This window comes from Parabacteroides leei (assembly GCF_023369805.1).
Taxonomy (GTDB): Bacteria; Bacteroidota; Bacteroidia; order Bacteroidales; family Tannerellaceae; genus Parabacteroides; species Parabacteroides leei.
In genome coordinates, this window is sequence record NZ_JAMBQG010000012.1 from 161,205 (window position 1) to 186,430 (window position 25,226).

14 protein-coding genes are annotated in these 25,226 nt (G+C 43.0%); 5 read left to right on the forward strand and 9 right to left on the reverse strand.

Annotated features, from left to right (window positions below; genetic code table 11):
• The first annotated feature begins 30 nt into the window (after positions 1 to 30).
• A complete protein-coding gene (locus M1P97_RS17280) occupies positions 31 to 3,171 on the forward strand; it encodes a SusC/RagA family TonB-linked outer membrane protein (RefSeq protein ID WP_317243142.1) in 3,141 nt (1,046 codons plus the stop codon).
• A 30-nt stretch (positions 3,172 to 3,201) separates the two neighbouring features.
• A complete protein-coding gene (locus M1P97_RS17285) occupies positions 3,202 to 5,088 on the forward strand; it encodes a RagB/SusD family nutrient uptake outer membrane protein (protein WP_249389707.1) in 1,887 nt (628 codons plus the stop codon).
• Between the two features lie 87 nt (positions 5,089 to 5,175).
• Here M1P97_RS17285 and M1P97_RS17290 read toward each other — a convergent pair whose 3' ends face one another.
• From M1P97_RS17290 to M1P97_RS17315, 6 genes are all read right to left on the reverse strand, one after another.
• The gene (locus M1P97_RS17290; protein WP_249389708.1) at positions 5,176 to 7,092 is read right to left on the reverse strand and encodes an MGH1-like glycoside hydrolase domain-containing protein; all 1,917 of its coding nucleotides are present in this window, start codon (positions 7,090 to 7,092) and stop codon (positions 5,176 to 5,178) included.
• Positions 7,093 to 7,109: 17 nt separating this feature from the next.
• Entirely contained in the window at positions 7,110 to 10,241 is a 3,132-nt protein-coding gene (locus M1P97_RS17295; RefSeq protein ID WP_249389709.1) for a glycoside hydrolase family 2 TIM barrel-domain containing protein, read from the reverse strand.
• A gap of 99 nt (positions 10,242 to 10,340) precedes the next feature.
• Complete coding sequence (locus M1P97_RS17300) at positions 10,341 to 11,849, reverse strand: RagB/SusD family nutrient uptake outer membrane protein (RefSeq protein WP_249389710.1); 1,509 nt, start codon at positions 11,847 to 11,849, stop codon at positions 10,341 to 10,343.
• Positions 11,850 to 11,877: 28 nt separating this feature from the next.
• Positions 11,878 to 15,036, reverse strand: a complete 3,159-nt coding sequence (locus M1P97_RS17305) for a SusC/RagA family TonB-linked outer membrane protein (RefSeq protein WP_394803928.1) — start codon at positions 15,034 to 15,036, stop codon at positions 11,878 to 11,880.
• A gap of 185 nt (positions 15,037 to 15,221) precedes the next feature.
• Complete coding sequence (locus M1P97_RS17310) at positions 15,222 to 16,856, reverse strand: tetratricopeptide repeat protein (RefSeq protein WP_249389711.1); 1,635 nt, start codon at positions 16,854 to 16,856, stop codon at positions 15,222 to 15,224.
• A gap of 949 nt (positions 16,857 to 17,805) precedes the next feature.
• Positions 17,806 to 18,258, reverse strand: a complete 453-nt coding sequence (locus tag M1P97_RS17315) for a helix-turn-helix domain-containing protein (protein ID WP_195374871.1) — start codon at positions 18,256 to 18,258, stop codon at positions 17,806 to 17,808.
• Positions 18,259 to 18,455: 197 nt separating this feature from the next.
• On the opposite strand from M1P97_RS17315, the gene M1P97_RS17320 reads away from it, so the two are divergent.
• Positions 18,456 to 18,893, forward strand: coding sequence for a hypothetical protein (locus tag M1P97_RS17320; RefSeq protein WP_195374872.1), 438 nt, complete (start codon positions 18,456 to 18,458; stop codon positions 18,891 to 18,893).
• 77 nt (positions 18,894 to 18,970) lie between these two features.
• On the opposite strand, the gene M1P97_RS17325 is transcribed toward M1P97_RS17320, so the two are convergent.
• Positions 18,971 to 20,209 carry a 3-deoxy-D-manno-octulosonic acid transferase gene (locus M1P97_RS17325; protein ID WP_195374873.1) on the reverse strand — a complete coding sequence of 413 codons (1,239 nt, stop codon included), beginning with the start codon at positions 20,207 to 20,209 and terminating at the stop codon, positions 18,971 to 18,973.
• Positions 20,210 to 20,212: 3 nt separating this feature from the next.
• On the reverse strand, positions 20,213 to 21,730 hold the full coding sequence (gltX, locus tag M1P97_RS17330; RefSeq protein WP_195374874.1) for a glutamate--tRNA ligase: 1,518 nt from the start codon (positions 21,728 to 21,730) through the stop codon (positions 20,213 to 20,215).
• Positions 21,731 to 21,824: 94 nt separating this feature from the next.
• On the opposite strand from gltX, the gene M1P97_RS17335 reads away from it, so the two are divergent.
• On the forward strand, positions 21,825 to 23,855 hold the full coding sequence (locus M1P97_RS17335) for an HD family phosphohydrolase (RefSeq protein WP_195374875.1): 2,031 nt from the start codon (positions 21,825 to 21,827) through the stop codon (positions 23,853 to 23,855).
• An 86-nt stretch (positions 23,856 to 23,941) separates the two neighbouring features.
• The gene (locus tag M1P97_RS17340; protein WP_229058660.1) at positions 23,942 to 24,679 is read left to right on the forward strand and encodes a hypothetical protein; all 738 of its coding nucleotides are present in this window, start codon (positions 23,942 to 23,944) and stop codon (positions 24,677 to 24,679) included.
• Positions 24,680 to 24,710: 31 nt separating this feature from the next.
• Here the strand turns inward: M1P97_RS17340 and M1P97_RS17345 are convergent, their stop codons facing one another.
• The gene (locus M1P97_RS17345; RefSeq protein ID WP_195374876.1) at positions 24,711 to 25,205 is read right to left on the reverse strand and encodes a low molecular weight protein-tyrosine-phosphatase; all 495 of its coding nucleotides are present in this window, start codon (positions 25,203 to 25,205) and stop codon (positions 24,711 to 24,713) included.
• Between the last annotated feature and the right edge of the window lie 21 nt (positions 25,206 to 25,226).

Here is a 25,226-nt window from a genome sequence, read left to right on the forward strand (position 1 = left end):
GGGATTGATGGATACCTTATTTGTAGCAATATGAAAAATCATGTTCTCTATTTTCTTCATCGATTAACCTTGATTCTATTTTTATCAGGGATTTTTATTTCTCAAGTCTATGCACAAAGAATGACAGTTACAGGAATTGTAAAAGACCACCTAGGTGAACCGCTTATCGGTGTTAATGTTGTGGAAAAAGGAAAAAACAATGGTACCATAACCGGTAGTGACGGGAAATTCAGCCTGAATACATCAGGAAAAAGCCCTGTATTGATTTTCTCCTACATCGGTTATTTATCTCAGGAAGTTCCGGTCACCGACTTGAAAATGGTCAATGTAACTTTGGCAGAAGACACAGAAGAACTGGACGAAGTACTGGTCATCGGTTACGGTACAGCTAAGAAAAAAGACCTGACAGGTGCCATTTCCCGCGTAAAAGCAGAAAAAATGGAAGCGGAAGCTCCACGATCTGTCCAAGACCTGCTACGTGCCAGTGCCGCAGGTTTATCCATCAGCATGTCTACCGACGCAGCCGGTACGGCCGATCTGCAAATACGAGGAAAAAATACACTCAGCGCAGGCTCTGCTCCCCTGATCGTATTGGATGGTGTCATTTACGATGGCTCCATGCAGGACATTAATGCTATGGATGTCGAAAGTATCGATGTCTTGAAAGACGCCAGTTCTGTTGCCGTTTATGGAGCCAAAGCTGCTAACGGGGTAGTCGCTATTACTACCAAAAAAGGAAATACCGGTAAACCGATTATCACTTTCAACGCAAATGTCGGCCTGGTGCACAATTCCCGCCTGCCTAAAACAGTCGACGGGGCAGGATTCCTGTTATTCCGCCAGGAATATGCCGAAGGACTACTGTCGCAAGACGAACTGACGGCACAACCCGGTAAATATGCCGACCCGCGTAATCTCTCTTCGATGGGCGTAGACCCATTGGCCTGGTACAACTATGACCAGAAAAATCCAGCCTCATCCTTGCCGGATGAAACAACACTGGTCACCACTTGGTTAACCCGCCTGAACCTACAGAACATAGAAATTGAAAATTACCTGAACGGGGTGGAAACCAATTGGGACGATATTGTTTACCAAACCGGTTTGCAACAGGATTATACGACAAGCATTTCCAACCGGACAGATAATTTCTCTTATTATTGGTCTCTGGGATATGCCGACCGGGAAGGAGTAAAAACAGGTGACCGTTATCGCAACTTTCGGTCACGCCTGAATCTGGAATCAAAAGTTACTTCTTTTCTTACCGTGGGACTAAATTCTCAATATGCGACCCGTATCGGTGGTTACCTGGCTGCTGATGTCGACCAGCGTGAACATAATTCCCCCTACACGACCAATGAAATAGACAACCCGGACAGCCCGTACCGTATGTATCCTTCAGGCGATAACAACACGAAAAATCCGTTCTTCGACAACCTGTACCGCGATAGACGGGATATAAACCATGATTTTAATGCCAACCTGTATGCCATCCTGAAATTACCTTTCGGCCTGGAATACCAAATGAACTTTACACCGCATTATCACTGGTATGAATATATGAACCACGAATCGTCGCAACACCCCGAATGGGCAGGAGAAGGAGGTAAATCGGAACGCAAGAACGAAAAAACATTCAACTGGCTACTCGACCATATTGTACGCTGGAAACAGGAATTCGGTAAAGACCACCGTGTAGAAGCGACATTCCTCTTCAATGCAGAAAAAGGACAATGGTGGCAAACAGTAGCCAAGAACCAGCAATTTACCCCTAGCGATATTCTGGGATACCATAATATCGGTGCCGGATCGATCCCGTCCGTATCCAGTAACGATACATATAAAACAGGGGATGCATTGATGGGACGTATATTCTATTCTTTCAGGGACAAATATCTGGTTACTGCCTCAGTCCGTCGCGACGGTTATTCCGCTTTCGGACAGATGAACCCACGGGCTACATTCCCCGCCCTGGCTTTGGGATGGGTATTTACATCCGAGAAATTCATGGAAGCATCGAACAGTTGGCTGAATTACGGAAAATTCCGCTTTTCCTGGGGACAGAACGGAAACAGAGATATCGGCCAATATGAGGCATTGGCTTCTTTAAACTCCGGCCTGCATCCATATATCGACCAGAACGGGAATGTGTATACAACCTCACAGATATACATAAACCGTATGCCGAACAGCGCATTAAAATGGGAACGTACAGCCTCTTATAATATAGGCATCGACTTCTCTGTGTGCGAAGACAGGATAAGTGGTAGTATGGAAACATACATGGCAGAAACAAACGATCTATTGGTTAGCCGCTCGCTGCCGTCCATTTTAGGATACGACAATGTGAAAGCCAATCTGGGTACACTGACCAATCGGGGCTTTGAGCTGACATTGAATGCCAATCTGATAGAAAGTAAAAACTTCTCATGGAATTCCAGCGGTACTTTCTCCTTCAACCGCCGGAAGATCAAACATCTATACGGAGACATGGAAGAAGTGAAAGATGCGGACGGCAATGTGATCGGCTACAAAGAAGCAGACGACCTCGCAAATAAATGGTTTATCGGACATGACACGGACCAGATATGGGACTACGAACGTGATGGCGTCTGGCAGCTGGAAGAAGAGGAAGAAGCTGCCAAATACGGTAACAAGCCGGGAGATTTCAAATATATCGATCAAAACAACGACGGAGTAATGGATAATGACGATAAGGTATTCCAAGGTTATACAACTCCCCGCTACCGTTGGTCCTGGCGGAATGAGTTTACATTCTATAAAAACTTCAATTTATCATTTATGATGTATTCTCACATCGGACAATACGGAACATACAACCGGGCCGCCAATACGGGCGGTATGTTCGACCGTTATACAGTTGTGGATATTCCACGTTGGACGAAAGATAATCCGACCAACGATTACGGACGCCTTGGTTCTAAAAATATCGGCAGCAATTATGTAAAGAAAACATTCGTACGTATGGAAAACATTACGCTGTCGTACAACGTTCCGCAAAACCTCCTGAAGAAATTCTCTGTACAGAATATGCGTTTCTCGGTAGCCGTCCGTAATCCGTTCGTCATCACAGGATGGACTTTCGGTGATCCGGAAGGCGGAGACACGACACTGAGAACCGTCAATTTCGGAGTGAACTTTACTTTATAAACATTGATCAACCTATAAGAGTTAAAGATTATGAACAATAAAAAACAGCTTATACCGGCTTTAGCCGCATTACTTTTATTCAACTCATGTGATGATAGTTGGCTCGAACCGAAGCCCCTATCCTTCTATACTCCGGAAAACACCTATGTAGATGCTGCCGGTTTATATTCCGCACTGGTAGCCTGCGAACGTAATATGCGTCACGAGTTCTTTACAGATGGTGCTCCGATACTAACGGAAATGTATACCGCAGATATTGCTGTACATGGTAAAACCGATGAAAGCGGTTCGTTGGTCGATTTCGATAATGAAATGCTTCCTGCCCGAACAAAAAACGATATGAAAGGCAAGAACGGATGGTATTGGGCGGAAGGTTTTAAAGGGATCAAGTATGCCAATATTGTGATCAGCCGTTTGGATGCCGCTACATTCAAAGACGAGGCAGAACGGAATGCAGTCTTGGGCGGTGCTTATTTCCATCGCTCCTACCGTTATTACAAATTGACCCATCAGTTCGGTAATGTCCCCTGGTTGAGTGAAGAAATTACCCAACCGAAACTCGACTTTTACTCCTATGACCGGTGGAGTATCCTTGAACAATGTAAAAAGGATATGGAGTTTGCCTATCAATGGGTTCCGGAACAGATGGATCGCGGCAGGGCTAATAAAGATGCTTGCGGTATGCTTTTAATGAAAATATGTATGTCTTTGGGGGATTTCGACCGTGCCATCGAAGTTGGAAAAGAAGTTGTCGCCCGGCATCCGTTGATGACACAACGTTTCACCGGCAACAAAAACAAACCGAACACCAACCTGATGCATGACCTGCACAGCGTAGAAGCAAAAACGGATATGAGCAATACGGAAGGAATCATGTATGTGGTAGCTTATCCCGATATTGTCGAAGCCGGTGATAAACGCATTTACACGATGCGTAACGGACTTCCCTACTGGGCAAAAGGTGCAGCTATCAAGACACCCGACGGAAAATCAGGAACAGCCATTGTTCCGGCATCCGAAGACAAGAACACGGAGATCGACAATGATGCTAATTACGGCCGTGGTATCGGAACTTGCCGTCCTACAAATTATTTCCAATATGATATCTGGACTGATAAAGAAAAGAGCGACCTACGGAGCCCGAATAATCACGACAGTTGGAAACGTATGGAAGATTTACGGTATAACGAACCGAGCCTGAAGAAGAACAACAGCCCGTGGTACGGTCAGCCGCTGGTTCATCCGAACGACATTTCCGTTGCCGACTCCATCCGGTGCTGGTATATGTGGCCGCATTACAAATTGTTTGTTCCCGATCCAACAAAAACACAAGACTACCAGGGTGGTGAAACTCCGTGGTATATCTACCGTTCAGCCGAGACTTACCTGATGATGGCCGAATGTTATTATTGGAAAGGGGATAATGCGAATGCTGCTGCCATGCTGAATATTGTCCGCAGTCGTGCCGGGGCAGAGCCTTTAATAGGAACGATCGGTATCGCCGAGGTATTGGCTGAACGTGCCCGTGAGCTGTACTACGAAGAAAATCGTCACGTCGAACTGGTCCGCATATCCTATCTATATGCCAAAACAGGCAAGGCTTGTGAAGAATTCGGAGGGCGTATCTATAAATTAGATAATTTCTCCGGTCCGGGTGGGACCGGAACAAACTGTAAGGATGCAGGAGTAAACTTCTATTTCGATTGGGTAATCAAATACAATAACTTCTACAACAAAGGAGTCGTTATCCCTTATGGTGAATATCGAATGAGTGTACATCATGTACTGTGGCCGGTTCCTGAAAATGCCATCAAGACAAATACCGGAGGAGTTATCAACCAGAATATCGGTTATCCGGGAGCAGAGGATAATATCACTCCCCTGATGGTCGGTGAAGAGGCTCCTGTGACAGAATAGAGTAATAAATAAAAAGGTTGCAAGAGTATGAGTATATTCCATTTCTTGCAACCTTCATTTTCTTTTCCGTATCTAACACATTACATCTTATTTGCCATATTCCTCATACAACATAAGCAAATGAGCCGAACTCCAACTGAAATGAGGAGCTTTCAGTCGTGCTCCGTTATGAGTATCATAATTCTCATGAATAGGGGCATCTTCCTTCAGTCCCTGCAAGCGGGTAAAGACCTGATCGGTGAAAGCGTCTGCTTCTTTTTTATATCCATACTTACGGATGCCGGATATTCCGAAGTAAACCTGATCCAGCCAGATAGGACCCCTCCAATAACCTGCCGGCATAAACTTCGGATTGTCTGCCGCAATCGTAGGGAAAGGGATATAAGTAGCGAACTTCGTGCTATCGCTGAATATTTTCATGGCAGCAGCAGCCTGCTCCCGGGATGCGATCTCCGCCCACAAAGGTATGCATGCTTCCGTCCCTTCTTCCATAACATATGTACCATTCAACCGTTTATCAAAGAAGAAGCCGGGGTCGGAAACAAAAAAGTAATTCCGTATTTCCGCCGATCTGTCAGTATCTTCAAAAACTTCTCCGGCGATGGGGGCCAGTTCGCCTAATAAGCGGTGCTCGAGTGCCAGAAAAGCATTCAGATCGACAGACTCCTGATCCATACTCCATGCACCATCACTGTTCTTTACCATCACAGCGTCGTCGAAACGGATCGCATTGTCCATACCGCTTTCCCAGGCAGCAGCTTCAAGGGTTCCGTCACAGGCTCCAAACTCACATATCCCGTTATTATTGTGGTCGCGATGGGTGAACCACCATTTATAATAATGAAGTAATTTGGGATACATCTCTTTTACAAAAGCAGTATCACCCGTTGCTTTATAAATCTCATCTACAGCCCATACTGCTAAAGGAGGCTTACTGTCTCGCGCATTATTCTCGGATGCATCACTATAAATACAATCGATAATCATACCTTCCGGTGTCTGATAATCAAACATAGCACGTACCTGATCCTTTGCAAGGTCAGGAGCGAAACGAGCCAAGGCAACTGCATGTTTCCAGGAGTCCCATCCCCAAAATCCGACAAAGTAGCCGACAGCATGACTGGGAACTACTCCATCATGGAATAAATCGCCACGTGCACTCCGCCAGTTGGCAATCAAAGTGACTACTGCCTTAACCGCTATCCTGTTATAAGCTTCCGGCATATCAGGACGAAGAACTTTCTGCAAATAGCCTTCCCAGCGTGAAGCTGTTTCCTCCCTATATTCTACCGGAGAAGCCTGAACAACGGCAGCTCTATGCAATACGGCCTGCCTGGATGCTTCATTTTCAAAAAAAGAAATGACAACATTCGATTTACCCGGAGTAAGCGTTAAGGTTTCATATCCATTCTCAGACGACAGGATACCCATTTCCGGACTGAATGTCAAAGCAACTCCCTCACCCGAAGGCCAGGTCAGCAATACTCGGTTCTTATCCGTCGTACAAACAACATCATCCGGAAGAACCTCTCCGGCAAAACGAAGCAAAGTATTCTGATCGGAAGAACAGGTCAACAAGGCCGTCGATTTATCAACAAAGACCAAACGTTGTTCTATCCGTCCGGTTTCAGAGGAAGAAGACATATATAATTCACCCGGAAAATAAGAGACAGAGTCCGGAGTATACACGACATCCGGATATTCACCGTCGAAGCGGACTTTTACCAGAGCATCCGAAAGCCACTGACGTTTATTCATATCCAGATGAAAAGGGCCACAGAAGCCGTTCACCCATTGTTCCTCCCGCGGTAAAGTAAACCCATACCATGCACCGGCATCCGTAAACCATCCCCGGCAACGCGAAGCCGAGTCCGGCGTATAACGAATGTCTAAAATGTTACTGTAATTGTAAGCTGTACCGGATGATACCGGCTGCTTCACAGAGCAACCGGCCCATCCGATGACGGCTATCAATAAAGCACTTATCAACAGTTTGTGTTTCATATCAGCCTCCTTTTAATTTATCTATTCAGTTTAGAAACTTTGATCAGATCTGTTTGCTTATTAACAGGAATAATAAAGAAACTATACTCTTGTCTGACAGGTGTAATTGTGTATTCCGGATGTGTCTGGGCTCCCCAGGTATTATCTCCGCCAACACCCATTTGCTTGCTGTCGATATTAAGCCAAACCATATCTTTCTTTTCAATGCTACCCCCATGAATATGCTGAATGCTGGAAGGTATATATTCTATATCCTTCATAGGGAAATTCCAGGCACTGACGCTCAACGGTTCACAACCGGACTTAACCAGGATACCGTTGCCTGCCTGATCCTGAAGGGCTACCCAACGGACATCCGACTTGTTGGCTGTTTCCTGCGCACGTACATAAGGATGATACTGTTCCCAAACGGAGGCTTTATACAAATCTATATCGGCTCCCGATTTACGATCCCAGTAGTTTTCCTGCGGACCACGGCCCAACCAGGTCATTTGATCATAATCGCCTTTCAGTATCATACGCATACCCACCCGGGGTATTTCCGGTAATTGTTTCTCGCCGGGGACAAAAGAGTAAGCAGTCTTTATAATGCCATCTGCATAAACCGTATAGACCACGGAACCGGAAGACTCCTGAAGAGGCATATCATAGGTCACTTTCACGACAACAGACTTTTTATCGGTAGCCATATCGGCAGAGAATGCTTTTAATGACAATTCATTTCCGGCATTTTTCCACGTTTCACTACGATCACCCAGTTTATTCGCCACATCGTTATCCGTAAGCGGTCGCCAGAAATTCGGGCGAAGTCCCTCTTTCAGGTAGTTGTTTCCATCTATCATATATTTAGTGATCTCACCGTTCTTCTTTGAAAAAGTAACCGACATGGAAGCTCCTTCGATCGTTATATTCTCTGCCTCATCGACAGCAGAAAGAGTCCCGGACAAAACCGGTGCGGATACCGGTGAAGAGGCCACCGGTAATTTCCACTGCTCCGACGCGGCCAGATGTCCTTTTGGAACCAAGGGTGTTTCCTCTCTGGTCAAAGCCGATATATGAAGAAAATATTCAGTACCGGGTTCACCCTGTATAGCAGGTATCCGGACAGGAACTTCTGCCGATTGATGCGGCGCAATAACAGGAACATCCAGTTTGCCCTGATAAAGAGTTTTCCCGTCCGCTTTTACAGTCCATACATAATCATAAACGTCGGAAGATACAAAGTCATGACGGTTGGTTACTTTAACCAGACCGGATGAAAACGGCACTCCCTCAAAATGCATATACTGATAAATTTTCTTTACCTCCCAAATATGCGGATGCAAACTGCGATCGGCAGCCACCAGTCCATTGGCACAAAAGTTAGAGTCGTTCACAATACCTACAAATCCCATATCACCTCCATAGGCTTGTATATCGTGTCCCTTTTTATCTTTGATGGCAAAAGTCTGGTCCACCCAGTCCCAGAGAAAGCCTCCCTGCAGATTATCGTATTTATAAATCAAATCCCAATAGTCATTCAGGTTTCCAACACTATTACCCATCGCATGTGCATATTCGCAAAGGATAAGCGGACGAGGCTGGCGTTGGTTTACCCATTGGCGCAACAACCAGACACGGCCATACATCGGACAATAAATATCGGACAGCCCTTTTACACCTCCGCCTTCATACTGAACCGGACGGCTGGTATCACGTTTTTTCGTCCAATGATACAAGGTTTCAAAATGCTTTCCATATCCGGACTCGTTACCCAAGCTCCAGGTAATGATGGCTGTGATATTTTTATCGCGTTCCACCATACGTTCCATACGTTCCATAAAAGGAATATCCCAACTTTCCATATTGGCAAGCGTACCATCAGGATGAGCTTCCATTCCATGTGATTCGATATTCGCCTCATCCACCAGATAAATACCGTATTCATTACAGAGATCATACCATTCTTCATGGTTGGGGTAATGACAGGTACGTACGGCATTAATGTTAAATTGTTTCATCAGGCGGATATCTTCTATCATACTCTCCACCGAAATGGAACGTCCTTTATGCATATCGTGCTCATGACGGTTCACGCCTTTTATCAGTATCGGAGTTCCGTTTACCTGCAACATGCCATTTTTCATCTCCACTTTTCGGAAACCAAAACGCTGTACAAAGGATTCTGTCACCCTACCCTGCTTGTCAAGTGTATTTACTACCAGCGAATAAAGATTGGGAGTTTCTGCCGTCCAATGTTTTACACCGGGGAAACGTTCGGTAAAGATGAAGATACTATCTGTTTTTGCTTTAACGGCAAACTGTCGGGAAGCTATTTCTTTTGTTCCATCCAACACTTTGAGTTGAACGCCCGTTCCTTTCCCGATCTTCCGGTTGTCCAGCGTCACTTTCACATCCAGAAGACCATCCTGGTAATTATTCGTCAGGTCAGCAGATATTTCAAAGTCTTTCACACGTTCCTGAGGGCGTGCTATCAGTTTCACATCGCGCTCGATACCGCTGTATTTCCAATAATCCTGCCCTTCCAGATAAGAACCGTCACTATATCGATAAACTTCTACAGCCAGTTTGTTTTCTCCGGATTTAAGATATTTATTAATCAGGAATTCCGAAGGCAGGCGACTGTCCTCAGCATACCCTACAAAATGACCGTTTAGCCAACAATAATAGGCAGACTCCACGCCTCCAAAGTTCAATAGGATATCTTTTCCCTTAAAATCAGCCGGAACCGTAAAGGTCGTTACATACGAACCCACCGGATTATAGTCTGTCGGCACATGAGGGGGATCGGCTGGAAACGGATAACGTGTATCCGTATAAATCGGGGCATCAAATCCCTGAAGTTCCCAACTACCGGGAACCTCTATATCCTTCCAGTCGGACACATTGTAACCTTCTTCATAGAAAGTGACCGGACGACTGGCCGGATTTTTAGCATAATGAAATTTCCAGGTTCCATTCAGTGAATATCGCTGTTCTTTCGATGCATCCTTCTGTAAAGCCCCTCTCTCAGAAGAATAGGGAACAAAATGAGCATGTATAGGTTCACGATTGATCTGATTAACCCGCTGGTCTTCCCATTCTTTCGGTTGGGCATGCAAAGCGAGACTCGCCAAAAGAGCACTGGCCGTATAAAAAAGATGTTTCATACAAAATTGTTTTAATAAAAAAGGGTGCCTCTCGCATGAGGCGAAGAGACACCCGGTTATAGTAATAGTTGTGTCTATGATACTTTTGTTAAGCTCTCATCAATGAAGCGCATTATTTGTGTTTATTTCCTGGATAGGAATCGGATAGAAGCTATTCTTTTCCGGATTAAAATCACGGCCTACGGCTTTCAAGGCTTCCTGTGTCTTTCCCCAACGACGAAGGTCATAGAAACGGAAGTTTTCCAGAGGGAATTCCAGTATGCGTTCGTGTTCTATCTGTTCACGAACCTGTGCCTGTGATGTACCTTTCATATTCGGCATATCAGCGCGTTCACGCACCTGATTGATCAGGGAGATGGCTTCAGCCGTTTGTCCCAGCTCATTCAATGCTTCGGCTTTCATCAATAATACGTTTGAATAACGCATCAACGGGATGTTCGGAGCAAAGTAATTGTTTTCCATACCTTCGTAATCGGCGGGCATAAACTTCCGGAATGCAGGTTTGTTCTTGCCTTCAAACCAGTCATCATAAGTATATCCGTATACACGACCGGCTTCCGGATCATTAAAATAATCGCACTGGAAGAAAATAGTTTCATACAAACGACTGTCGTAACGGCCTGTCGTTGCAATCCGGCCTTCTTTCATATATTCATTCATCAGCATCGTGTTCGGAAGAATTTCATCCCAACCCCAGAGTTCGGAGCAACCGATCCAACGGTGAAGCTGCGTTTTATACCACGCACCGTTTGCATCAGACATCGACATCTGCAATTCGAAAATACCTTCTTTGGAGTTTTTATTGCTTCCATTAAACATCGACTTGAAGTCTTTCACCAGGTCATAACCTTTCACATTATTAAAAGCATCTACGGCAGCTTTCAATTCGGTATCTTTATTACCCGATTCTTCATAAGCTCTTGTCAGATGTGCCCAACCGATATAAGCATAAGCTGCCCCCTTGGTGGCACGTCCTAACTGATCGGAAGAACGACTTTCCGGCAGTGCGGTAGCCTTGGTTAATTCGCCGATAATAAAATCCCAGGCTTCTTCACGTGTAGCCAATGCTTTATCCAACTGGTCCGTTGAAGAAATATATGCATCGCGAATAACGATTTCTTTCCAGTTCAAAAGAAGTTTCATATGATAATAACCACGCAGGAAATACGCTTCATTCAGAATGGTATTCCGTTCTTCTTCCGTTATCTTCTCAGCCGGAATATTCGGAACGTTTTCTATAACCTGATTACAGTAGTTTATACCTCTGTAAGCATCCTGCCAGTAATAAGTAAACTGGGAGTTACCATTTGTATAAGTAAAGTTTGCCAACTCTACCCAGTTCGGATAATTCAATGCATCGGAACCCAGATTAACGATATCCTCGCGGTATGCCTCCACCGGCCATTTTACTTCCGAAAAGCCCCAGGTATCGGTAAATGATTCCAGCTGGGAATAGGCTGCTGCCAATCCTGCCTCCGCATCTGATTTGTCACGCCAAAAAGAATCGGTAGTCAATTGGTCCGGTGACGATACTGTTAGAAAATCATCGCAACCCGTGATTGCTCCCATTAATAAGAAAGAAGCAACTATATATTTTATCTTTTTCATTGTCTATGTGATTTTAAGTAATTTGTAATTAGAATGTAAGCTGCAATCCTACGATATAAGAACGTGTGAAAGGATAAATTTCCTTATCCACACCTGTATTCAATATCTTTTCCGTAGAGAATTCAGGATCGATACCGCTGTATTTGGTAATTGTAAACAAGTTCTCGCCACTTACATATAATCTAAGTTTATCAACAAACAGTTTCTTCAATAATGTTGAAGGTAATGTATACCCGATCTGTAATTGACGCAGGCGAACAAAGTTTCCATTTTCAAGGAAACGGTCGCTTTCGCGTGAGTTATTGTTCGGATCCTGTAAAACTGCACGGGGAACACTTGTGTTGGTATTACTTGTAGTCCATGCATCTAATGTAGAAGCCAGCATATTGGTACCCGAGCTCATTCCTTCAAAGAAATAACGGTTACCGTTATATAGCTTATGTCCCCAACCACTACCCAGTAAGAAAGAAAAATCAATGCCTTTATAAGAGAAACCGGCAGAAAGGTTGGCCTCCAGTTTCGGCATACCGGAACCGCAAGACTCTTTATCATCTTCGTCTATCTGGCCATCTCCATTCACATCACGAAAACGGATATCTCCCGGACGGGCATTCGGCTGCAATAAATCACCGTCGGCATTCACATGAGCGGCTACTTCTGCTTCATTCTGGAAGATACCGTCGGCACGATACAGATAGAAACTTGCAATAGGTTCACCTACACGCGTCTGAGTCGGAAAGTGCTCCGTACCCCATTTCAAACCATCCCCATATAAAGCCTGCTTCGGATCTGAAAGTTCCAGAACCTTGTTACTTGTTGTTGTCAGGTTCAGTCCTACATTATAATCCCAGTCTCCTTTCTTATCAGCCCAGTTGATCTCCATTTCAAAACCGGAGTTACGGATTTTACCGACATTCATCACCGGGTTATTCAGACCTACGGAAGGAGCCAGTTTCTTGGTGATCAGCATATCTTCCGTCTTGTTATAATAGTAGTTCAATGCTCCCGATAAACGACCGTTCAATAAACCATAGTCGAAACCGATGTTCTTTGTATCGGTTGTTTCCCATTGCAGGTTACGGTTTGCCAACCCGGTAGCTATACTTCCCGGCCATGGACTTGATCCGTTACCCTGAACAGCACCCATCGACATATCATTTCCGCTGGTAATCAATGCCTGGAAGTCATAATAGCCAAGTGCTTGCTCATTACCTAAACGTCCCCAGCTGGCACGCAATTTCAAATTACTGATCACACCGTCTTTCGGGAAAAACTCTTCTTCCGTTATTCTCCATCCCAAAGCGACTGATGGGAAAACACCCCAGCGGCTATCTTTACCGAATTTGGAAGAACCGTCTGCACGGACAGTAGCCTGCAACATATAACGTCCGGCATAAGAATAATTTACACGGCCAAAGAAAGAAGCACGGTTATAATCGTATAATGAACCATCGCCACTATAAGTACCGCCTTTACCTGCTCCGATAGTAGCGAAATTAGGATCTAAGAATCCTGACGGTTTCTCAGATGTTACCAACTGTCCGTCTTTTACCTCATAAACAGTTGTTTTACCATCTACCTGTATTTCATTCCAGTTGTATTTACGTATCTGAATAGAATTACCGGCCATTACATTCAGGGAGTGATCTTTGAATTGCTTATCAAAAGTCAATACGTTGTCTATCACCTGATCTTCCCAGTAATAGGATTTCTCATATTGAGAAGGGTAATCCTGTTTTGCCTTTACGTCTGCCACATAAGCCGGCATGTGACGCTGGTAACGATAATGTTCTCCACGATAAGAGTAAGCGGTTTTGAATGTAAGCCATTCAGCCAGATGCATTGTCAATGCGGCATTGGCATCCATATTATATGTTTTGCCACCACCCTGGCGATAAGTATAATCCGCCATCACATTACGGTTGCTGGGCAGTCCATCATGATCTGTCAGTCCGAAGCCGTATTCTTTCGTATCATCATATACCGAAACCAGCGGAGAAATACCATATACTTCTTTCAGGGAATATTGTGGCTGCTTTTCATCTTTAGCCATAAAAGACAAATTGGCATCCAAGTCGAATATATTCTTGGTAACAGACAGTTTCATGCGGGCATTATCTTGTTTGAAGCTATTACCCAACAGGACACCTTTATCATCCGAGTGATTATAAGATACCGAATAACGGGCTTTTTCACTTCCACCACGAACACTCACCTGATAGTTTTGTGTCAATCCGCCACGGAACATTTCGTCTTGCCAGTTTGTATTAGGATAAGAGGAAGGATTAGCCAGGAAGTTTGTTATATAAGCCGGGTAATCGACTGTCTTATTCGGATATTGAAGATTATAATTATCATACATCTGTTTATGTACCTGTACATAGCCCTCCGAGTTCAAAAGTTCCAGCCGGTTAGCTACTTTCGAGAAGTTCAGATAAGCATTTACATCTACCTTCAGATCTCCTTTTTTACCGTTTTTAGTTGTTACCATAATAACACCATTGGCAGCAGTAGAACCATAAATAGCGGCAGCAGCACCATCCTTCAAGACTTCCATTGCAGCAATATCCTGAGGGTTCACATTGCTTATATCACCGGGAAATCCATCGATAATATACAATGGTTCATTATTACCGAAAGATTTCACACCACGTATCTTAACAGAGATCCCTGCACCTGCGTTACCTCCTTTTTTCTGGATACTGACGCCGGATACTTTACCTTGTAATGCTTCTGCCGGATTGGTAGTTGCACGGCTCGTCAGTTCTTCCACATTAACCGAAGATATAGCACCTGTTAAATCGCTCTTTTTCATTGTACCATACCCTACAACAATAACCTCATCCAGTTTTTCTGCATCTTCTGCTAATCGGACTTCCAAACGAGGTTGCCCGGTATAAGTAATCTGCTGTGTTGTATAACCGATATAAGAAAAGAGAAGAATATCTCCTTTTTTTACGGACAACTCAAACTGACCATCCATGTCGGTCGTTGCCCCTTCCGTAGTCCCTTTTTTCAGGATATTCACACCGATAGCCGGAGCTCCGGTTTCATCATAAACAACACCTTTTACATTTACGTTTTGAGCGAACCCCAACATTGGTAAAAGGGAAAGGAGCATCAGAACGATTGATGTCCTAAGGAAAGAACCGGTAATAAACCGGGATTTGCATTGCGATATTCCCATGACTGTTTCAATTAGATTAAATTAATAAAGTTTTGTTGCAAGAATAGTCGTTTATTATTCCTTTGTCAAGACTTTATCGGCCTATCTAATATCTACATATCACTAAAAAAGAGGATGTTTTTATCTACATATAAAAATAAAGAGCAACTGATTAACTGCATATTACACCAATAACAGATACTACATCAGATACTTTTCATATATTCAGTCAGACTCTCGTCTGTTTCCAGGTTCAGATGTTTACGCAACCGGTATCTTGCCATGTTCACAGTCTTGGGAGTAGAGTCTATAACGGAAGCAATTTCCTTTGTCGACAGACCGATGCGAAGCAGGGAAGCCAAACGTTGTTCATTTTTTGATAAATCGGGATGAAGTCCGGATAGTTTATCTATAAAGCGGGCATTCACTTCATCTATCAACAATTCAGTCTCGGTATTCCGGGCATTGAATTGGGAGATATAGGCATTAATACTTCTCAAATGGGCATCCATCTCCGGGCCGGATAATTTGTAACCTTCTTTCAGCATCGATTGTATGTTTGCCAGTAAATCATTACGGCTGCGTACAAAAAAAGCGAAGTTCGTCAATTCGTGCCGGTTATAATCTAATTCCTGCTGTGTGGTTTGGGTGGCTATTTCTGCTTGTTTCAATTTCAGGGCGATCAGTTCTTTCTCTTGTTCCTCCAGCTTCCTCGAGGCCTCCAACATTTGTATTCGTTTTTGTTGCCGGCTGTGGAAAGTAACATATAACAATATGAGCAATACGGCTATAGCAATAAGTATTGCTATAAAACTACGCATTCTCAGGCTCTTGATCTGGAAAGCTTGTTCCTGCACGATCATTTCATGTTCTTTCGCTTTCAAACGTTTTTGAATAAGGTTCAGTTCAATTTGTCTCATCTCATCTTTTGCCGACAAGTCCTGTTCCATATCATACAGATCCTTCAGATTTTTATAAGCTTTCGGATAATCGCCCATCGCTTCGTGGATCCACGAAGCGTACCGATAATTATCGGTAATCAATTCTTTAGCATTGATCTTACGTGCATAGATCCTTGCAGTGTCCAATGCAGCCATCCCCTTTCTGTATTCTTTGGCATAATAATACTGTGTTCCCAGATTATTATAATTCTCTCCGAGTGACCAGACAGTACCCAAAGAGTCGTTTATAGCAATGGCTTCCCGCAACATACCTATCTTTTCCCGCGTATTGCCTTCATACAAACAAAGGTTATTGAGGTTTACAGCCACTAGTTTCCTTTCCCCCAACTCCCTGTTTATATCCAGGGCTGCTTTGAAATTCTCTTCCGCTTTTCCATTATCCGGCACAAGTATATAAACCAGTCCACGGGCATTATAACACATTGCCAGACTCTTCCGATCATTCGCTTCCTTACAAATATCAATCGCCTTATCGACATACTGAAAGGCTGCATTCAAATCGCCTAACTTAGTATAACATCCTGAAAGGCGTACGTAGATATAAGCACTTTGGTTAGGTTTGCCGGCAGGTACATTCTCCAGGGCATTCGTCATAGATTCAAATCCCATATCAAAATCACCTTGATTCATATAGGCTTCGCCCAATGTTGACTGGGCCTTGGCCAAAAGACTTTTATCACCTTTTTTCTGCGCTTCTGTTATCGCGACATTAGAGTAATAAATAGCCTTGGAAGGATCTATTTTAAGCATATCTTCTGCCTTACTGATTAAATCACTGATAGTATCCTCAGAACTATTTTCTTTCGAAAACGCGGACAAACAGATTACCAGACAACACAAAGTACTCAAAAGAAAGGCGGTCTCAAATAGTTTTTTCATCTAATCCTGCTGTTTTAATTTGACAAATGTAAATAAATCATGCGAGAATATGAAAATAGTCCGACAGGAGTTTCCCAATGGGTAGGCAACTATTTTTTATAATCAGCACATTATTCTCTGTCAATAACTGAAACATTCGTATCTGACAACTACTAAAACGTATCCCTTAATTTTCAATACATTCGACATATTTCACAACAACGATATATTCAATAAATTTTGATATCAGCACTTTATTACGAATATTCAATGTTAACAACTTGATTAACAAAGCTTTAATACGCATCCATATTAGAGTTCGTTGACAGCTTTATTTTTCTCTTATAATATAGAAAGAATATTCTTTATAAAGAATTATAAGGGGATCGGCTTTTTTCAGCCATCTTCCATCTCCCCCGTATTTCTGTATTCCTGAAAACAGCCTGTTTTATTTTATTGGTTACAGACAATTGTTTTCTGTTACAAATACAATTGTTTTTGATTTGAAAAACAGTTGTTTTTGAATACAAATATAATTGTTTTATAGACGGAAATCTATAAAAAACTTCCGGAAAGTCGACTCTTATTCCCACTGAGTTCCATCCGGTCCATTCGCTCCATATCCGCCTTATATCTTTGTTGTGTATTCAAGAGAACAACGCCGGTTTAGTTCGATTATTGACAGACACTATAACTCTTTGAAACTGTTTTGAATTTATTGTTTGATTCCATTCTAGAAAAAGGTGAAACCAAATGACAGGTTTTGTAGGGGTGGGGTTTGCCCACCCTTTGCGACAAGAATATAACAACCGGTGAAGAAGGGCGGGCAGACCCCGCCCCTACGGCCGAACCTGCCTGTTCCATTGTGACGGCGCCTGTAAGGGCGGTTCGCGAACCGCCCCTACCAACGACACTACATTCAAATCTGTCAAAAAACGAACCACAATATATTTAGAAGATGACGAAAAACTTATTTTTTCTCGTTCAATAATTTTTCAAGTAAGGTTACTTTTTCTTTTTCGTTAGCCAGCATACGTTCGTATAAGGAAGTATTCTCTTTAGTTAGCTCGATTATCTTTTCGACAGGGTGAATAGTTTTATTGTCATTAAATTCTGTAGAATAGCCTATATTATTACTGCTAATACTACCATTTTCATATTCAAAGTTATTATTCTCAATAACCACAGAAACCGGCGTCTCTTCCATATTTTCAATAATTTCCGGTGCAACATTAAGAATAGCCGCTATTTTCACCAGATAATCTTTTCCTATTTCACGCTGTTGTTCCAGCCAGGAAACAAGCTGTTGGGTAACGCCCAATTTTTCGGCCAATGTCTCTTGCTTCACACCTTCATACCTGCGTATCTTACTCACATTAGCCCCCTGGTGAACTCTAGTATTGTTTATCTTTTCAGTTTCCATGTTATCTTATTTTTAAGAGTGAAACAAATATATGAACAAATCTCCATATTTCGATGAAGATACGAGATTATAACAAAACATCCGGTCTTTTTTCTCTTTGTATGAATTTGTAAAATACAAACAGCTATTTGTATTTTACAAACAAAATGTTTACAGCCATTCAAAATTATATGCTGTCTTTTGTAAAAAGGATCGTTATGAATAAAATATACACATTACTCCTGATGGCATTAACCTTATCTTTACTGGTTTTCTGGAAGAGTTACGAAAAGAAAGAAAGAGAGCCATTTTGCGTTACTTACCATGTAGCCGTACATAGAATGTTAGCACGCAGAATGGTAGTCACTTATACAGATGAAAAGGGTTTGGCACAGGAAACCTTTACAGGCAAAAGGTGGGAGAAAAAAGTTTGTTTATCTCCTGATGAGATTGCTTCTTTACGGATAGATGAAATCATTAATCCCAAAGACCCTTATCCCGGTTATTATGCTTTCGAACAAGAAATACAAGACACGATAGCCAACGATTTTACGATGAAACCGCTTTCGATATGGATTGAACATCAAAAGAAAACAATCCTTAGTGCAGGAAACAGGCATTTACAGGTATCTTTGCTAGCTTCGGAGATTGATTAGATACTATTAATAGCAGGCGGTAATTCACCCGCCTGCTTATTATTTTATAGGGGAACATTTTAGCCAATGACGACTTTTTACAATCCAAGCTTCTTCAGCACCTGTTCCGTAGCCCCGGCATTATCACTGACGAAGTGTCCAGCAGCGTTACCCGAAGCATCCAGTACTTCATGGTAGGTAAGTAACTCGTCCATTTTATCACAGAAAGCTTGTTTGCTCGATATAGAAAAACCTCCTCCGACTTTGATCAAGTCTCTGGCTTCCTTAAATTTCTGGTACTTAGGGCCAAATATAACAGGTATACCATACACGGCTGCTTCCAATGTATTATGTATGCCTGCACCGAAACCTCCTCCGATATAAGCGATAGCCCCATACCGGTAGATAGAAGAGAGCAGACCGAAACTATCTACGATCAGACAGTCTTTTCCTTCCAGCAGGCTTTCATCATGGATTGCTTCCGACAAACGAACCGAAGGACGTTTCAATAACGATTCGATATACATCAAATGTTCACGATGGATCTCATGCGGAGCAATGATCAGCTTCATCTCAGGATGCTCATTGAAATATGGTATCAGGATCTCTTCATCCTGCGGCCAGGAACTCCCGGCAACAAGCGTCAGACTTCTTTTCCCATTCTTATCGTAAACAAAATGTTCCACCTGTGACAGGTCGCGAGCTTGTTTACGCACATCCAGTACCCGATCGAAACGGGTATCTCCGGTCACTGTCACATTCGTTATACCAAATTCTTTCAGCAAAGCGGCCGAACGTTCATCCTGTACAAAAAGATGCGTGAAACAATAAAGCATCTTCCGGTATAAGAAACCATACCACTGGAAGAAGAGTTGATCCGGACGGAATATGGAGGAAATGATGTAAACGGGTATATTCCGACGCTTCAACTCATGCAGGTAATTACCCCAAAACTCATATTTGATAAATACGGCTATAGCCGGATTGGCCAGGTTCAGGAATTTATTAACCCGGTAAGGTGTATCGAAGGGCAGATAACAAATGACATCTGCCCCGTTATAATTCTTACGAACTTCATATCCCGAAGGCGAAAAGAAAGTAAGCAGTATTTTATACTCCGGATGTTCCGCCTTGATTTTTTCCATCATCGGACGGCCTTGTTCGAATTCGCCCAACGAAGAAGCATGAAACCAGATATATTTTGCATTCCGGTCGATCTTCTCCCGAAGAATGGAATTCGTCTTCCACTGCCCCAGACGCATCATCCGGGCCTTCTTATGAAATGGAGAAATCAACGCAATTATAAATGCGTAAAAGTGGATTGCCAGACTATACATAACTTATTTAAGCACTTCAATCGCTCTTTGAATACGACGAATAGATTCTTCTTTTCCTAATGCTTCAGTAATATCAAAAATATGAGGACCTTTTCCTTCACCGACCAGAGCCAGACGGGTAGCATTCATGATGTTACCTAAATGGTATCCTTTGCTTTCGATCCAGGCCTTCACTTCTTCTTCCGTTCCTTCGATATCGAACGGTTCACGGGTGCGAAGCACTTCGATCAACTCGGTCAACTGGGCTGCTGAATCAGCCTTCCAACGTTTCTTGGTTGTTTTCTCGTCATATTCAGTCGGAGCAACAAAGAAGAATGCACAAACATCCCATAATTCTTTAATAAAAGATACACGGTCTTTCATCATTCCGACAACCTTTTCCACATAAGCCGGTTCGGCTTTTACACCGTGGCTTTCAAGGATAGGCATGAACAATGCGGCTACTTCTTTATTATCTTTTTTCTGGATATACTGGTGGTTGAACCATTTTCCCTTTTCATAATCGAACTTGGCACCGGCCTTGCTGCAACGGGTAAGATCGAAATATTTGATCAGTTCATCCATACTCATGATCTCCTGGTCGTTACCCGGATTCCATCCTAATAAAGCCAGGAAGTTTACAACTGCTTCCGGCAGATAGCCACTCTCACGGTATCCTGAAGAGATATCACCGGTTTTCGGATCATGCCATTCCAGCGGGAAAACAGGGAAACCTAAACGATCACCGTCACGTTTACTCAGTTTGCCATTTCCTTCCGGTTTCAACAACAGGGCGAGGTGGGCAAACTGAGGCATTGTTTCAGTCCAGCCGAAATAACGGTACAGCAATACATGAAGCGGTGCACTCGGCAACCATTCTTCACCACGGATCACATGAGTGACTTCCATCAAATGGTCGTCTACGATATTTGCCAGGTGATAGGTTGGCAACTGGTCTGCCGATTTATATAATACTTTGTCATCCAATACAGAAGAATTGATTACTACTTCTCCACGGATGATATCGTTTACATGAATGTCTTCATTCGGTTCAATCTTTACACGAACTACATACTGGTTGCCGGCATCGATCAACGCTTTTGTTTCCTCGGCAGAAAGAGTCAGCGAGTTGCGCATCTGAAGACGTGTGGATGCATCATACTGGAAATTTGCGATCTCCTGGCGTTTGGCATCCAGCTCTGCCGGTGTATCAAATGCGATATAAGCATGACCATCTTTCAACAGCTGGTCTACATATTCTTTGTAAATGGCTTTCCGCTCGCTCTGGCGATAAGGGCCGTATTCACCTCCAAAGTTCACGCCTTCGTCGAACTTGATCCCTAACCAGGTAAGAGCTTCAATGATATAAGCTTCGGCACCGGGAACAAACCGTTGTGAGTCGGTATCTTCAATACGTAAGATCAAATCTCCGCCATTCTGTTTGGCAAATAAATAATTGTATAAAGCTGTACGAACACCGCCGATATGCAGCGCCCCTGTCGGGCTGGGTGCAAAACGGACTCTAACTTTCCTTTGAGTCATAATTCTTTCATTCTATAATAATGCGGCAAAAGTAGGCCTTTTTTTTCTCTTAATAAACTTTTTTACGTACATTTCGACCTTAAATGAGAAACTTATGAAACTGAAAAATTATAACATACATCCGGCGGTATATTTCATTGTCGCATCACTACTGATTGCTTACTTTTTTCCACGGGAAGGAAAGTTCCGTTATCAATTCTACGAAGGTAAACCCTGGAGGTACGGATTACTCACGGCTCCCAGTGATTTTCCCATCTATAAAACCGATGCGGAAGTAGAAGCTGAAAAGGATAGTGTGCTGAAAAATTTCGAACCCTATTTCCGTTTGGATGCATCGGTTGAAAATACCGAAGTCGATAAGTTGCGTACCGCTTACACCAACAGTCTGAGCCATAAAGCAACACCGGCCTACATGCAGTATATTGAAAACAGCCTCGTCAAATTGTATAAGAACGGCATTATTTCATCGCAGGAGCTGGATGAACTGAAAAATAACCAGTACGAACGAGTCAACCTGCTTGAAAATAACGTGGCGCATTCCCGTTATGCCAGCGACTTCTTTACGATTAAGACAGCTTACGAGTTTATTATAAACAATTGTCCGCCACGCCTGGATAAGTCGGTCTTACAATCGTGTGATATCAACAACTATCTGGCTGAAAATATTTCATACGACAAAATGATGTCGGAAAAGGTCAAAGAAGATATGTTACGTAGTGTATCCCTTGCCAACGGGATGGTACAGGCAGGAGAACGTATTGTAGACAGGGGGGAAATTATCGACAACCATACATACAATGTCCTCCGCTCGCTCAAGATCGTACACGAAACCAAGTCGGGAGGCGCCCAACGCCAGAGCATTATCCTGGGAGGACAATTCGTATTGGTACTGGGTCTCATATTCTGTTTCTGGTTGTATCTCTGGTCTTTCCGATTAAAGATTTTACATAACAGGCGGAATGCATTGTTTCTTATCCTTTGTATATTCGTCAGCTGTATACTGACCGAGTTGTGTGTTACCTACGCATTATTTAATGTATATATATTACCGTTTGCAATCGTCCCGATCGTGGTGCGAACCTTCTTCGACTCACGTACGGCTTTATTTATTCATCTGGTCATTGTATTGATCTGTTCGCTGATGGTTCCTTTTCCGCATGAATTCCTGTTATTACAGATCATTGCCGGTATGGTGGTCACATTCAGTCTGAAAGATTTGTCGGAACGTTCCCAGCTGATTCGTTGTGCATTCCTGATTTTTATGTCTTATACATTATGTTATATCAGCCTGACGTTATATCAGGAAGCTGATTTCAACAAGATCAACTGGCTGATGATCCTGTATTTCGGTATTAATTTCATCCTTTTGATGTTCACCTACATTCTGGTATACATGCTGGAAAAAACATTCGGGTATGTATCGAGCATCACTTTGGTCGAACTGTCCAATATCAACACTCCTATCCTGAAAAAGCTGTCGGAGACTTCCCCCGGAACCTTCCAGCATTCGCTGCAAGTGTCTATCCTGGCCTCTGAAGCTGCGGCGAAGATCGGAGCCAATGCCCAACTGGTGCGTACGGGAGCGATGTATCATGATATAGGAAAAATGGCTAACCCTGCTTTCTTCACAGAAAATCAGAGTAGCGTAAACCCACACGGCCAACTCACTTTCGATCAAAGTGCCAAAGTAATCATCAATCACGTAACCGATGGTGTCAGAATTGCAGAAAAGGCTTTATTGCCCAAAGCCGTTATCGACTTTATCCGCACGCATCACGGATTAGGTAAAGCAAAATATTTCTATAACTCATTCAAAAACCAATATCCGGACAGGGAAATCGACGAAGAAACATTTACCTATCCGGGGCCGAACCCGTTCTCTAAAGAAACAGCCATATTAATGATGGCCGATTCAGTAGAAGCAGCTTCCCGTAGTCTGAAAGAACATACGGAAGAAAGTATCAAACAGCTGGTGGATAAAATCATCGACGGGCAAATAGCAGACGGACTATTGAAAAGTGCCCCACTGACTTTCCGGGATGTGGAGATGATTAAAAACGTCTTTGTTGACAAACTAAAGACTATGTTCCATACACGTATCAGCTATCCGGACTTGAAGAAATAGGGGATAGAGAAAGAATAATAAAGCCCGGATACGAATTTAACAATAAAAATCAATATCTTCGCATCCATCAAACAACAATACTTAATATGATGAAAAGAGTTTTATTCGTTTTTGTTTTTTTATTTGCTGCCATGCAATGGTCTTTCGCACAGAGTGATATGAAAGAAGTTGTCTATCTGAAAAACGGTAGCATTATCAAAGGGATCATTGTTGAACAAGTTCCGAACAAATCATTAAAAATACAAACAGCTGACGGAAGTCTTTTTGTTTGTGACATGAAAGATGTAGAGAAAATAACCAAGGAAGCTGTTTACGGTTCACATAATCGTTCTTATTCATCCAGAGACTTGAATACGAAATACGTAAAAAGAGGCTACAAAGGTTTCGTGGATTTTGGTTATACAGTCGGGACAGGTGATTTTTCAGAAGGAAGAGTCGAACTGACTACCAGCCACGGATTCCAGTTTAATCCTTATCTCTTTTTAGGAGGTGGTACCGGATTCAATTATTATCATGAAAGTGAAGTCTTTGCTATGCCATTATTTGTCGATTTCAGAGCGAACTTCATGCAAGGGCCGATCGTTCCGTTCGCCGGAGTTAAAACAGGATACACAGCATCCCTTTCGGACGATGCCGATGACCTGGGATTCTATTTCGCACCATCCGTAGGTGTCAAGTTCATGCTTAACAACAGGCTCGCATTTAATGCAACACTAGGATATACAGTCCAACTTGCAGAAGTCTACTATTATAGTTATTACAATAATTATTACTCCGATGAAAATCTAGGAGGAGTAAGTATTAAGGTAGGATTGGAATTCTAATCTATATTCATTTTACAAAAAACGCCTCATTTTAGCCTGGCAGGTCAAAATGAGGCGTTATTGTATCCAATAATCCGCCACAAGCATCTTCCAGTAAATCCAATACAAGTTCAAAACCCGTGGCACCACCGTAATACGGGTCGGGCACATAGTCGTACAATTTATTACGGCTATATTCCGTCATCTGGTGAATCTTAGCTACAGATTCCAGATCGGGGGCTTTGTGTTTCAGATCATCCACATTCCGGTCATCCATACCGATGATCAGGTCGAAGTCATAGAAATCCGTCGTACGGACAGGCCGTGAGATAGAGTCGAGCACGTATCCTCGCCGGGCAGCATGCGCACGCATACGTTCATCAGCCCGTTCACCTTCATGATAGCCCATAATACCGGCCGAATCAATTTCGATCTGTTTTTCCAGACCCGCATCCTTCACCAGTTTCTTCATCACTGCCTCGGCAGAGGGTGAACGACAAATATTCCCAAGACATACAAATAGCAATCTTATCTTTTCTTGTTTCATAACAATGATATTATCTTTTAG